This window comes from Aquirufa avitistagni, assembly GCF_042715545.1.
Lineage (GTDB): Bacteria > Bacteroidota > Bacteroidia > Cytophagales > Spirosomataceae > Aquirufa > Aquirufa avitistagni.
This window is the reverse complement of record NZ_JBBKXZ010000002.1, coordinates 179,878-193,546: the sequence shown is the minus strand read 5'-3', so window position 1 is coordinate 193,546 and position 13,669 is coordinate 179,878. Positions and strand designations below refer to the sequence as shown.

Below are 13,669 nucleotides of genomic sequence, written 5' to 3'. Positions count from 1 at the left end.
TTCAGAAAATTAGCCAATTTATATTTATCTTGTTCGCTCAACAAATGAACCTGAATCTATGTACAAATTTACACTCAGGTGGCTTGCATTCATATTACTTTGTGTCACTAGCCCCCTCATCGCCCAACAAACATATCCGGCGAACGATATCGCAAATCCCCGCTCGGGATATTATGCCTTCACAAACGCAACCATCGTCAAAGATGCCAAAACCACACTGACGAACGCGACACTTTTAGTGAAACAAGGCAAAATTGAAGCAGTAGGTACGAACCTACCCATCCCTAAAGAAGCGGTCATCATCAACTGCCAAGGCAAATTTTTGTATCCATCATTCATCGATGCATACAGCGATTACGGTTTTGACGCTCCACAAGGTGGCGGCTCATCTTACCGATCGCCATCCCAAATGATTAGCAAAACGCAAGGCCCCTACAGCTGGAACCAAGCGCTTAAATCAGAACTCAGTCACGCGAAACTATTCAACGTAGACGATTCCAAAGCGAAAGACCTTCGTAAAATTGGTTTTGGCTCAGTTGCCTCACACCAAATGGACGGCATCTCCCGCGGAACTTCCGTTTTTGTTTCGCTTGCCAAAGAAAAAGAAAACCTGGTCATCCTAAAAGAACATGCTGCCGCGCAATTCTCTTTCGACAAAGGAACTTCCACGCAAGATTATCCAAGTTCGTTGATGGGTAGCATCGCTTTATTGCGCCAACAATACTTAGACGCAACCTGGTATAAAACCAAACCCGTGCAAGAAGGCCTAAACCTAAGCTTGCAAAGTTTTAACGCAAACAGCAGCTTGCCACAAATTTTTGAAACCAACGACAAATGGTCTGCACTTCGCGCAGATAAAATTGGCGACGAATTTGGCGTGCAATACATCATCAAAGGTAGCGGTAACGAATACCAGCGCATTGACGAAATCAAGTCGACAAAAGCGACATTCATCCTGCCACTTAATTTCCCGCAAGCCATGGATTTAGAAGATCCAACAGACGCACGTTTTGTGAACGTGGCCGACCTGAAGCATTGGGAATTAGCACCTACCAACCTAGGCGCATTCGAAAAAGCAGGGATTGCATTTGCTTTGACATCTAATGGATTGAAAGACCAATCTAGCTTTTTGGCAAACGTACGTAAAGCGATGCAATACGGCTTAACAGAGCAAAAAGCCCTAGAAGCCTTAACGCAAACGCCCGCTCAAATCTTACAAGTAGCTGACCAAGTAGGAACGCTTGACGCAGGTAAATGGGCCAACTTCCTTATTACGAGCGGTCCGATATTTAACGAGAAATCAGTGATTATCGAAAACTGGATTCAAGGAGCATCGTATGCTATCCAGTCGGACAACTGGAATACATTAGCCGGAACTTACCGCTTGCAAATCGGCAAAGAAGAAAAAAGCTTAGTCATTAAAGGCAACCCAGGCAGCTACAAAGTGACTATGATCGCCAAAGACACGACGCAAGTAGATCTAAGCCAAAAGGAATCCTTAGTGAATTTATCATTCACCAATAAATCAGGAAAATCTCGTTTATCTGGAAATTGGAACGGCACCGACATCGGCGGAACGGGTCAGCTTGCCACCGGCGAATGGATTTCATGGAAAGCGGTACGTACTGCTGCAGCAACAGCAGACAGCAGCGCAAAAGCAAAACCAGCTAAACCTGAAGTGATTGGAGATGTCGTTTTTCCATTCACGGGTTTTGGTAAAAAGACCATCGCCAAACAAGAGACCATCTTGATCAAAAATGCGACGGTTTGGACCAACGAAAAATCAGGTGTCCTAGCTGGAACTGACGTCCTATTAAAAGGAGGAAAAATCACGGCTATCGGCAAAGGCTTGAAAGACGTTTCCGCTCGCGTGATCGACGGAACCGGAAAACACGTTACGGCAGGTATCATCGATGAACACTCGCACGTAGGTGCGACAGGAGGCATCAACGAATGTTCCCAATCCGTAACGGCTGAAGCGCGCATCGCTGACGTCATCGATCCAGAAGATGTGGATATCTATCGCCAACTATCCGGTGGGGTAACCGCATCGCATATCTTGCACGGCTCTTGTAACACCATTGGTGGCCAAACGCAATTATTGAAATTCCGTTGGGGTAAAAATGCCGAAGACTTGAAGTTTGGCAATTGGGATCCGTTTATCAAATTCGCTTTGGGTGAAAACGTAAAACGTTCTTATAATACGGCTAATAACCGCTTCCCAGATACCCGCATGGGTGTGGAGCAAGTGCTGACAGATGCGTTCACACGTGCCCGTGACTACGAAAAATTAGGACCAGGCAAGCGCATTGACCTTGAATTAGAAACGCTATTGGAAATTCTAAATAAGAAGCGCTTTATCACATGCCACTCGTATGTACAAAGCGAAATCAACCAGATTTTGAAGGTGGCAGACAAATTTGGCTTTACCGTAAATACGTTGACACATATTTTAGAAGGCTACAAAGTAGCCGATAAAATGAAGGCGCACGGAGCCAATGGATCTACGTTTGCCGACTGGTGGAATTATAAAATGGAGGTACTCGATGCGATTCCACAAAACGCTTATTTGATGCAAAAGAATGGCGTGAACGTGGCAATCAATTCAGATGATGCTGAAATGGCACGTCGTTTAAATCAAGAAGCGGCGAAAAGTGTGAAGTACGCAGGTATGTCGGAAGAAGACGCCTTGAAAATGGTGACGTTAAACCCAGCTAAAATGTTACACGTCGCTGATCGCGTAGGTAGTATTAAAGAAGGTAAAGATGCAGACGTAGTTGTGTGGTCAGCACATCCTTTAAGTATCTATGCCAAATCTGAACAAACGATCGTAGACGGAACAGTTGTTTTTGACCGTGCAGAAGATGCCAAATTACAAGAGGCATTGAAGGCTGAAAAACAACGTTTGGTGATGAAAATGTTAGGGGCTAAAAAAGGAGGAATGGCAACACGTCCAGCAACTCCTTCGTATAAAGCTGAAAACATGTGCGAAGAGGATCACAACCACGAGCGCAGTTTATGGGAGCGTATCTCGCACCGTTTTGTTAACATCGACTAAAAGAAACAGATATGAAAACGAAAATATTCGCATTATTGATGTTGGCCAGCTTGGGACTTAACGCCCAAGAAACCATGCATCCCTCGCCGGCACAAACTAAAAAGATTGTGATCTCAGGCGGAACGCTTCACATAGGCAATGGCCAAGTGATCGAAAACGGAACCCTAAGCATTGAAAAGGGGAAAATTAAAATTGAAACAGGTGCTGTGACAGGCGATGTCGAGCGTATTGACGCAACTGGAAAACATGTGTATCCAGGTGTGATTGCGCCGAATACCAATTTAGGTTTGGTGGAAGTAAGCTCAACCAAGTCTACTGCCGACTTCGACGAATTAGGTGAAATGAATCCAAGCATTCGTTCGATAGTTGCCTATAATACAGATAGTAAAGTCATCAATACGCTACGTTCCAATGGCGTTTTGTTAGCCCAAATTGTTCCGCAAGGAGGCATGATTTCTGGTATGTCGACTGTCGTACAATTGGATGCTTGGAACTGGGAAGATGCTGCGTATGCGCTAGATAATGGTGTGCACATGACTTTTCCGGCCTTGATCAATCGCCCGATGCAAATGCGTAGACGTGGTGCTGATTCAGATCCAGTGAAATTAGGTTTGGATAAGATTGAGCAAGCACGTGTATTTTTCCGTGAGGCTAAGGCCTATTTGCAAGAAAAGACACATGCTGCCACCAACTTGAAATTCGAGGCAACGCGTGGCTTATTTGATCGTTCAAAAACCTTATATGTTCATTGTGACTTGGTGAAGGAAATGCTTGTGGCCGTAGATTTTGCCAAAGAATTTAACTTCAAATTAGTCATTGCCGGAGGAACGGACAGCTACATGATTGCGGACATTTTAGCTGCCAATAATGTCGCAGTTATCTTACATGAGCCACATGCATTACCAGCTACAGACGATGACGCGGTAGATCAACCGTACAAAACAGGTGCTCAGCTCCAAAAAGCGGGTGTTTTATTCACTATTTGTCAAGATTCTGGCGATGGATATACGCAAATCCGTAATTTGCCATTTATGGCTGGAACGATGTCGACCTATGGGCTAACCAAAGAGGAAGCTTTAGCTGCCATCACGCTTAACCCGGCGAAAATTTTGGGGATTGCGGATCGTACAGGAAGTTTAGAAAATGGGAAAGACGCGAATATTGTGATCTCAACAGGAGACTTGTTGGACATGAAATCAAGCATCGTGACCCACGCCTTTATTCAAGGTCGGGCGATCAATTTGGACAACAAGCACACGCAGTTGTTCAATCGATACAAATATAAATACGGTCTGTAAGACTAATTTTGCAGAGGCGCTTTTAGCGTCTCTGCTTTTTTCTACTGCTTGTGAAACATCGCTTACTTCTTTTTGATACCATTTTGGACGGCCACCACCCGGATTACCTCACGCATGTGATTGGGTATTTTAGCGGTCGAATGGATGTGGACGTAATCGTGGTTTCAGGCGAAAAATTCAAGGAAGATTTTGACTCACGCCGCATGGCCGACCAGCTTGTCTGGGGTTCAAATGTGACGTTTGTGGGAATTCCGATGGATCAAATCGCGCGCTTGCATGCCACCAACATTTACCGCCGTTCGTTTATGGAATGGGATTTAATGTTGACCTATGCTGTCACGCATCAAGCGACACACGCCCTCTTGATGTATTTCGATTATTTTCCTTTAGCTGCATGGCTAGGGAAACGCAGTCCGATACCCGTTTCAGGGATTAGTTTCCGTACTGATTTTTTTGAGGATGCCCCCGGCTTTTATCCCAAGCTTAAAAAATGGCTGTTGGCCCGCGCCCTTCAGTCCGGCCAAATCCACAGTCTATTTTGCCTCGTACAATCTTTAGTTCCCACGATCCGACAAATTGCAGGTCCTGCCCGCGTGGAGCCACTTTGTGATCCGATCAAATCCTATGTGATAGCAGACGAGGTTCGAGAGGCGTTGAGGATAAAACAGGGCATTCCTGTAGGCAAAAAGGTCTATTTGAATTTTGGGTTTTTGGATGATCGGAAAGGGATGGAAGTTTTCTTAGATGGCTGTAAACAGCTCCCACCATCAGAGCACGAAAATATGTGTTTGGTGTTAGCTGGGCCGATTGCCCCAGCGTATCTGCCACGCATTCAAGCCGCAATTGCCGCACTTCCTTCTTTGCAAGTGATTACGCTATTTGGCTATTTGCCGGCACAAGAGGTGCAGATCTGTTTTGAGTTAGCTAATGTGGTGCTGATGTTATATCAAGGTCACACGGGTATGAGTTCAGTGTTAGTTCGTGGAGCGATGGCTGAGAAGGCTATGTTAGGAACCGAGCTTGGGATGATTGGCGATATGATTCGGTCGCGTGGATTAGGTAAGGTGGTTGATGCGACGGATGCATTAGCTGTGGGGAATGCCTTGCGTGTTATTCAAACGGAGGGTTTGGAGGTGGATGAGGTGGCGTGCCAACAAGTTGCTGCGGAAAATTCGTTAAAGACGTTTGGGGATACTATAGCGCGATGTATTGAATCTTAGTGCGCAGATTTTTGAGTAATGATTTTGTCCGTTCTGGACGGGCATCGGTAATGAAAACCTGCCCAAAATGATCTTCTGCCATCATTTCGATCAATCGTTGAATTCGGCGATCGTCTAATTTATCAAAAATATCATCTAATAATAGAAGCGGTTTTCGCGGTTTGGCTGCGGTTAGCGCGTCGAATTGTGCCAGCTTGAGGGCTACAATAAAGCTTTTTGTTTGGCCTTGCGAACCATATTTTTTGAGTGGGAACTCATTAATATCAAATTCAAAATCATCGCGGTGAATGCCGACGGTGGTCCGTTGGGCCGCCAAATCCTGCCTTTCTGAATTTAGTAGTGCCTCATCTAATTTTCCTGCTTCGAACGTTGAGATGAGTCTTATCGTCACCTGCTCCCGATCGTCGGAAAGCGTCGCGTAATGGGCTTGGAATCTGGGCAGAAAATCTCTCAAAAATTCGATTCGTGCCTGATTGATTGCTTCGCCTAAAATGACGAGCGGTTCGTGGTAGCTGGCCAACATGACCTCATCGATTTGCCCGGAATCTGCAAATTGTTTGAGCAGGCTATTGCGCTGTTGGACGATGCGATTATACCGAATTAAATTCTCTAAAAACGTGTGGTCGAGCTGCGCCATGACGCCATCAAAAAATCTCCTGCGGGTATCGCTCGAGTCGCGAACCAGGTCCGTATCATGCGGATCCATGAGTACGATGGGAAAATTTCCGATGTGATCGGCGAGGCGGGTATAGGGTTTCTGGTCGCGCAGTAGGCTTTTCTTTTGGCCTTTCTGAACCGCGCAGGTGATTTGCGTTTCTGATTCGGGAATGTGTTCGTCTTTTTGGAAGATGAAAGAACCTTGAACCATGAAAAAGGAATCGCCGTGGCGGATGCAGAGGGGATCGGCTACGCCGCGGGCACTTTTGGTCAGCGAAAGAAAATGAATCGCGTCGAGTAGGTTGGTTTTTCCGATTCCGTTTTCGCCTACGATGCAATTGATATTTGAAATGAATTCAAATTGGGCTTCTTCGTAAGACTTAAACTGTTTGACCTGTAACGATTTTAGGTACATAGGGCGAATCCGAATGGCGGAAAGCTGTAAAAATAAAGAATAATACGCGATTTTTTGGCTGCGTGGCGCTTTTGTTTTAATTTCGCATCGATTTTAAATACAATCAATAAGATGGCGAAGAAAGAAACGCAAGCACTGAAGTATTCCAAAGAGACCTACATGTACTGGTATGAGTCGATGCAATTGCAACGCAAGTTCGAAGAGAAATGCGGTCAGTTGTACGGGATGCAAAAAATCAAAGGTTTTTGTCACTTATATATCGGACAAGAAGCGTGTTCATCAGGTGCAAAATCTGCTTTGATTGAAGGCGATAAATACATTACTGCGTACCGTGACCACGGGATTCCTTTGGCTTTAGGTACGTCACCAAACGCGATTATGGCCGAGTTATATGGTAAAATCACAGGTGCTTCAAAAGGTAAAGGTGGTTCGATGCACATCTTCGATAAGGAAGTTGGTTTTGTAGGTGGCCATGGAATCGTAGGTGCGCAGATACCGTTAGGTGCGGGTTTGGCATTTGCTGAAAAATATAAGAAAACAGGTAATGTTTCAATCACCTATTTCGGTGATGGTGCGGTGCGTCAAGGTGCTTTGCACGAGGCTTTTAACATGGCGATGACGTGGAAATTGCCTGCGATATTTGTCGTAGAAAACAACGGTTACGCGATGGGAACGTCGGTAGCGCGTACGTCCAATGTGACGGAATTATATACTATCGGGGAGGCATACGATATGCCATCTGAGCCGGTAGATGCAATGGATGTGGAAGCGGTTCACGAGGCAGTATCTCGTGCTGCGGCGCGTGCACGTGCAGGGGAAGGTCCTACATTTTTAGAGTTTAGAACGTATCGTTACCGGGGGCACTCGATGTCGGATCCACAAAAATACCGTTCGAAAGAGGAGGTTGAGACGTACAAGGATCGTGATCCTATCGAGCAAGTGAAGGCGCGTATTTTGGAAAATGGATTAGCTACGCAAGCAGATTTAGATGCGATCGATGCGAAGATTAAAATCCAAGTACAAGAGTCGGTGGATTTTGCGGAGGTATCTCCTTTCCCAACTGCCGATGAGGCGTACAAAGATGTATATGTACAAGAAGATTACCCGTTTGTAGCGGAGTAAGATTTAATCTGAATATTTTGAAACCCTAGGCCAAACGCCTGGGGTTTTTTTGTAACTTGGGCCTTATGAAAATAGAGATTTGGAGTGATATTATGTGTCCGTTTTGCTACATCGGCAAGCGGCATTTGGAGCAAGCGCTTTTGGCTTTTGAGGGCCGCGATGCGGTGGATATTACGTGGAAAAGCTATCAGTTGGACCCGGAAATTCCCATGCAATTTGACGCACCCGTGGGCGTATATGCCTATTTAGCGGAGCGCAAAGGGTGGTCGATGGAGCAGTCGGTACAAATGCATGATCGTGTGGTCGAGATGGCAGCTGCAGTGGGATTGGATTATCAGTTTGACAAGGCGGTGGTGGCAAATTCATTGTATGCACATCGGGTGATTCAATTAGCCAAAGAAAAAGGATTGGATAACGAAATAGAAGAGGTGTTTTTTAAGGCTTATTTCACGGAGGGTCGGGATTTGGCATCTGTGGAGGAGCTGGTTTCGCTGGGAGAATCGGTTGGGTTATCAGCTGCGGATGTACGCGCAGCGATTGCAAGTGAGGAGCTCGCTTATCGGGTCAGTCAAGATATTCAAGAAGGAGTAAATTTAGGGGTTCGTGGGGTGCCATTTTTTGTGTTTGATCGGAAATTTGGCATATCTGGCGCGGAACCTATTCAAGTTTTTATAGACACATTAAACCAAACATTACATGATGCAAGTTAAAGGGTATGGCGCTACGAGCGCGGAGGCACCTGTTGCGCCGATTACATTTGAACGTCGCGAGGTTGGGCCGCATGATGTGAAGATTGATATTATGTATTGTGGGGTATGTCATTCGGATATTCACATGGTACGTAGTGAGTGGGGGCCATCGATTTACCCAATTGTTCCGGGGCATGAGATTGTGGGTAAGGTGGTGGCGATTGGTTCACATGTAACGAAGTTTAAAGTAGGCCAAACAGCGGGAGTCGGCGTTTTCGTTGATTCTTGTCGGACTTGTCCATCGTGTGAAAAGGGTCAGGAGCAGTATTGCGATGAGGGAATGACGGCAACGTACAATGATCATTACCGGGATGGGAAGACGCAGACTTTTGGAGGATATTCGTCGAATTATGTGATTGATGAAAAATATGCCTTGCATGTCAATTTTGATGAAGCGGATTTAGCACGTGTGGCTCCTTTGTTATGTGCGGGCATTACGACGTATTCGCCATTGCGTTTTGCGGGTGTGGGTAAGGGTCATAAAGTGGCTGTTTTAGGGCTAGGTGGCTTGGGTCACATGGCGGTGAAATTTGCGGCGTCTTTTGGGGCGGAGGTAACGATGTTGTCAACTTCTCCGTCAAAGGAGGCGGATGCACGGGCTTTGGGAGCGGATCATTTTGCGTTATCGACAGATCCTGCGCAAATGAAGGCGCTGGCGGGGTCATTTGATTTTATCTTAAATACGGTCGCTGCGAAGCATGATTTAAATAAGTTTCTTGATTTATTGACGGTGGAAGGCAAGATGTTATTGGTGGGAATTCCGCCGGAGGACAATGCTTTTGGGGCGGCGAAATTGATTTCAAAGCGTCGGAGTATTATAGGTTCGATGATCGGTGGTATTGCTGAGACACAAGAGATGTTGGACTACTGCGCTGAACACGGCATTTTGTCGGACGTGGAGATGATTTCCATGTCGGCTGTGAATGAGGCCTATGAGCGGGTAATCAAGTCGGACGTGAAGTATCGTTTCGTGATTGATATGAAGACGCTGTAAATTATCAGGTAGATTCGGAGTTTACGGCTGTAGCTGCCGGGGTTCAAGACTTCGGCAGCGTCACTATTTTACAGGACACACGTATACGAAAATTCAAATTTGGTCTAAATTAAGGCTGACTTGATGCCTTAAACTTTAGTTTTGGGCTTTCTCATTTTAAATGCCTAGATATGAATCCGATAACAAGTTCTCTGGCAGCTGTTCTTGCTGCTGTTCCAAACGCAAACGCCACGAGCGTTTCTGGTGTTTTAACCACCCAGTTAGAAAATATATTAGGTACTTCGCTCGACATGAAAATTGCAGCTCAGACGTTCGAGTTAGCCGAAAAGGCGGAGGCTCAGGTATTGGCAGAAATCAGTCGGCTCCAACAAATTTTAGGTAGCGCGGGATCGCATAATGAATTTGCGCGTTGGATGGCTAGTTCAAAAGGCGAGGCAGTAGCTGTTTCCAATGAGATATCAGAGGTGTTGAATTTGTTTGATGAATGGAATGCGAAAACAGATGGAGCAATTAATGCAGCTTCAGAGGAAATTGCTCGTCATTGGAAAGAAGGAAACGTAGATGTGAATGAGGCGCATTGGTCTTTAGGTGAGGGAACGGCGACACGTTTAACAGATGCAGAATTACGTTTACACACATTTACAAAAGGCTATGTGATGGAAAAAGCTGCGGCTGTGGCTTTGGCCTCGCCAGGTGTGAATGGCCTTGTGTTGAATGTGGGAGGGGATATTTTGGTGAAGGGGGATTGGACGGAACCGGTTCGTGTGAGTGATCCACGTTTGGATGCGGAAAATGGTGCTTCGCTAGGAGTTGTTTCTCTAGAGAATAAATCAATTGCGACGAGTGGCAATTACCGGCGAGGCGAGGCACTGGATGGCCAATGGTTCTCACACATCATGGATCCACGGTCGGGAATGCCTGCGCAAGATGTGGTATCCGCTACGGTGATTCACCCAGATGCGGTGACTGCTGGGGCTTTGGCAACGGCATTTAATGTGCTTTCTGTTGAGGAGTCGAAGGACCTAGCTGCGAATTATCAAGATCTTGAATACTTAATTGTCACTAAAAATGGCGAGCAAATAGCGAGTGAATCTTGGGCGGGAGCGAATCCTGAGACATCGATTTCAATGGTTAATTTGAAGGAGAAATTGTGGACGGCCAACCAAGAATTATTAATCAACATACAACTGGCTAATTTAGGAGGTGGAGCGCGCCGGCCGTACGTGGCAGTATGGGTAGAGGATGCGAATCATAAACCTGTGCGTCGTTTAGCGCTTTGGTACCGGAAGCCTCGGTGGCTACCTGATTTACGTTCGTTCTCAGATGCGCAGCGTGAGTCACCAATTGACTTAATGTCCATTACATCGGCAACACGTTCAGCAGGAGATTATTCTTTAGTTTGGGATGGTAAAAATGATCAAGGCCAATTTGTCGAGCAGGGAAATTATACGATTTATATCGAGGCGGCGCGTGAGCACGGTACGTATCAATTGATGAAGCAATCCATGAAATTTGATGGCAAAGCCAAAACGCAAGCCATTGCAGGCAACGAAGAGTTGTCGGCCGCTAGTTTAGTTTACCGAACAAAATAAGTATGAAAAGAGTATTTGCCGAATGGTCGAGATGGTTGCACATCTATTTGTCCATGTTCAGTTTTGTGATTGTGCTGTTTTTCTCGGTGACGGGATTGACGTTAAATCACTTGGATTGGTTTCCGGAGAAGGAGGTTTTGCAGGAGGCAGACGGTCGCTTAAACGTGGCTTGGGTAAATGCTGCAGATACGGCTCAGGTCAAAAAATTGGAAATTGTCGAGTTTCTGCGCGCTTCGTACCACGTGAAGGGTCAGTTAAATGATTTTCGAATCGATGAAACGGAATGTTCGATTTCATTCCAAGGTCCAGGTTACACAGCAGATGTGTTTGTGGATCGAGCGAAGGGAACATTTCATTTGTCGGAGCGCTCATTGGGCGCAATTGCCTGGGCAAATGATCTACACAAGGGCCGAGATACGGGTCAGGGCTGGAAATGGGTGATTGATTTTTCTGCCATTTTCATGACGGTAATCTCCCTAACCGGGTTGATTCTCTTATTATTTATCAAGAAAAAACGAGCCAATGGGTTGCTTTGGCTCGTTTTAGGAATAGGGGCTATCGCCTTATTTTATTTCATTTAGTCGCGTTTTGGACGAGGCTTCATTTTAAGGCTGTCGGCTGGATACGTTGCTTTTAGCGTATCCATCTGCGCTTTTGCCCAGGCAATTAATTGGCCTCTTTCTGCATCACTTAAATTGGCTTTCGGGTGCAAGCCCAAGTAAGTATACGACGGCATCGGCATTTCGCCTTCCTCCACGGTCTCAATGACCTCTTCTAATTTATGATTTTGAACGGCGATTGGTAATTTTAAAAAGGTCGAAAAGTTCAAGTGTTCTTTACCTTCTTCGATGTGATGATTTAGCCCAAAGCCAACCGGCTGAATATTTGAATACCAAGGATACGTGGATTGATTTGAATGGCAGTCGGTACATGCATTCGTCAAAATCGTATTCACATGATCCGGAATGATGTATTTCTTCGAAATTGCATAGGTGTTATCATTGCTTGTATTCCGTTCCGGATGGATGAATTGAATGATAATCAGTAGGCCGATAATGGCTAGGGCGATTTTTTTCATAGGGTTAACATGTTTATGGCTCCAATTTATCATGTTTTTGACAAAATGAGGTGTGGTTTGTGAAATATCATACAAAATTTCGACTTTTGATACTTGTCGCCGGGGTCGCAGACCCCGGAAGCGTTCACTTTTCAACGATTCTTTATGCGGATTTTGATACTATGGGTCATGGGGTTTATGCTACTCGGATTTCGGGTGGGGGATACGTACCAACAAGAAATAGAGGCCTTTCATCAGGCTCGTTTGAAGAGTTTGAAATCTGAAAATGGCTGGTTGAATTTAGCGGGATTATTTTGGTTAAACGAAGGGGTTAATACGATCGGTGGAGATGCGAAAAACGATTTCGTTTTTCCTGCAGAGCATGCTGATGCTTTTCTAGGTCAGGTAGTTAAAATAGGAGAATACGTTTATTATGTTCATCAAAAGGATACCTTGCAGGTTTATCCTTATGCTGAAAAACCAGTCATAGTTGCTCATCAAACACTTCGTTGGTTTATCATTAAACGAGGCGAAAAATTCGCGATTAGATTACGAGATTTGGAAGGTGAATATGTAAAGGCGTTCACTGGAATAGCGCATTTCAAGACAGATTCTAGTTGGCGAATAACTGGAAAATTCATCCCAACGAAAGGGCGCAAAATCACGATTATCGATGTTACGGGGCGCTCTTATCAAGAAGATTCTCCTGGAAAAGTTGAGTTTAAGCTTCAAGGCAAGACGTATGCTTTGGAGGCGAGCCAAGAGGGCGAGGAATTGTTTATCGTTTTTGGTGATCAAACGAATAAAGTGGAGACCTATGGCGCTGGGCGTTTTATCTACACGAAATTGCCTGATTCGAATGGAAATGTAGTCATTGATTTCAATAAAGCCTTTAATCCGCCTTGTGCATTTACTCCATTTGCGACTTGCCCATTACCTACGCCAGCAAATAAACTACAAGTGGCTATACGGGCTGGGGAGCAATTTAATGGGCATCATTGATAGGAATATCGATGCATGAGATGACCTTCTTTTTCAAAGGTTGACTCCAATTCAAACGCTAGTTTTTTCAGTAGCCTAATTGATGCGGTATTGTTGGCCTGACAAATAGCTAACACAGGTTCGTTTTCTATCTTTTGATAGGCTAGCCACTCCTTGCTAGCTTCAAACGCATATCCATTTCCCTCAAATTCTGGCAGCAATGCATATCCTAAATCGGGAGAAGGTAAAAAATCACGTTTTACCCAAGTCACTACACCTACCGGGGTTTTATTATGTTTTAATTGAACAACCCAATAGGTAATGTCGGGATTTGCCAACATGTTTTCTATGTAGGTAGTACATGATTCAATTGTCCGCACTTGTCGATCTCCGATGAAGCGAATAAAGCCTGGGCAATTTAGCAGTTGGAGCATAAAGTCGGCATCTTTTATGTCGATTGGGCGCAATTGAAGCCGATTTGTATGAAGGATTTGCATTTATCTAGAAACTTATTTGATACCTCTTT

The 13,669-nt window shown here is 45.1% G+C and carries 12 protein-coding genes; 9 read left to right on the top strand and 3 right to left on the bottom strand.

The window, feature by feature from the left end:
* The first annotated feature begins 58 nt into the window (after positions 1-58).
* From U0R10_RS06655 to U0R10_RS06645, 3 genes are read left to right on the top strand one after another with little or no spacing between them, the layout of a single operon-like run.
* Positions 59-3,058, top strand: coding sequence for an amidohydrolase family protein (locus U0R10_RS06655; protein WP_377983178.1), 3,000 nt, complete (start codon positions 59-61; stop codon positions 3,056-3,058).
* Positions 3,059-3,069: 11 nt separating this feature from the next.
* Positions 3,070-4,356: an amidohydrolase family protein gene (locus U0R10_RS06650; protein ID WP_377983177.1), complete on the top strand. Its 1,287-nt coding sequence runs from the start codon at positions 3,070-3,072 to the stop codon at positions 4,354-4,356.
* Between the two features lie 50 nt (positions 4,357-4,406).
* On the top strand, positions 4,407-5,576 hold the full coding sequence (locus U0R10_RS06645) for a glycosyltransferase (protein WP_377983176.1): 1,170 nt from the start codon (positions 4,407-4,409) through the stop codon (positions 5,574-5,576).
* On the opposite strand, the gene recF is transcribed toward U0R10_RS06645, so the two are convergent.
* Entirely contained in the window at positions 5,551-6,648 is a 1,098-nt protein-coding gene (gene recF / locus U0R10_RS06640; protein WP_377983175.1) for a DNA replication/repair protein RecF, read from the bottom strand. The genes U0R10_RS06645 and recF overlap by 26 nt on opposite strands.
* 111 nt (positions 6,649-6,759) lie before the next feature.
* Here recF and pdhA point away from each other — a divergent pair, with 111 nt between their 5' ends.
* The 5 genes from pdhA to U0R10_RS06615 all read left to right on the top strand — a co-directional run bounded on the left by pdhA (position 6,760) and on the right by U0R10_RS06615 (position 11,686).
* Positions 6,760-7,770 carry a pyruvate dehydrogenase (acetyl-transferring) E1 component subunit alpha gene (gene pdhA, locus U0R10_RS06635; protein ID WP_377983174.1) on the top strand — a complete coding sequence of 337 codons (1,011 nt, stop codon included), beginning with the start codon at positions 6,760-6,762 and terminating at the stop codon, positions 7,768-7,770.
* Between the two features lie 65 nt (positions 7,771-7,835).
* Positions 7,836-8,480 carry a DsbA family oxidoreductase gene (locus U0R10_RS06630; RefSeq protein WP_377983173.1) on the top strand — a complete coding sequence of 215 codons (645 nt, stop codon included), beginning with the start codon at positions 7,836-7,838 and terminating at the stop codon, positions 8,478-8,480.
* Positions 8,467-9,513 carry an NAD(P)-dependent alcohol dehydrogenase gene (locus tag U0R10_RS06625; protein WP_377983172.1) on the top strand — a complete coding sequence of 349 codons (1,047 nt, stop codon included), beginning with the start codon at positions 8,467-8,469 and terminating at the stop codon, positions 9,511-9,513. Before U0R10_RS06630 ends, U0R10_RS06625 begins: the two co-directional genes overlap by 14 nt.
* A 170-nt stretch (positions 9,514-9,683) precedes the next feature.
* Positions 9,684-11,105, top strand: coding sequence for a DUF2271 domain-containing protein (locus U0R10_RS06620; protein WP_377983171.1), 1,422 nt, complete (start codon positions 9,684-9,686; stop codon positions 11,103-11,105).
* A gap of 2 nt (positions 11,106-11,107) precedes the next feature.
* Positions 11,108-11,686, top strand: a complete 579-nt coding sequence (locus U0R10_RS06615) for a PepSY-associated TM helix domain-containing protein (protein ID WP_377983170.1) — start codon at positions 11,108-11,110, stop codon at positions 11,684-11,686.
* On the opposite strand, the gene U0R10_RS06610 is transcribed toward U0R10_RS06615, so the two are convergent.
* Positions 11,683-12,183: a heme-binding domain-containing protein gene (locus U0R10_RS06610; protein WP_377983169.1), complete on the bottom strand. Its 501-nt coding sequence runs from the start codon at positions 12,181-12,183 to the stop codon at positions 11,683-11,685. The two genes, U0R10_RS06615 and U0R10_RS06610, sit on opposite strands and share 4 nt — an antisense overlap.
* A gap of 144 nt (positions 12,184-12,327) precedes the next feature.
* On the opposite strand from U0R10_RS06610, the gene U0R10_RS06605 reads away from it, so the two are divergent.
* Positions 12,328-13,164, top strand: a complete 837-nt coding sequence (locus U0R10_RS06605; protein ID WP_377983168.1) for a DUF1684 domain-containing protein — start codon at positions 12,328-12,330, stop codon at positions 13,162-13,164.
* Here U0R10_RS06605 and U0R10_RS06600 read toward each other — a convergent pair.
* The gene (locus tag U0R10_RS06600) at positions 13,158-13,640 is read right to left on the bottom strand and encodes a GNAT family N-acetyltransferase (protein ID WP_377983167.1); all 483 of its coding nucleotides are present in this window, start codon (positions 13,638-13,640) and stop codon (positions 13,158-13,160) included. The genes U0R10_RS06605 and U0R10_RS06600 overlap by 7 nt on opposite strands.
* Positions 13,641-13,669 lie beyond the last annotated feature (29 nt).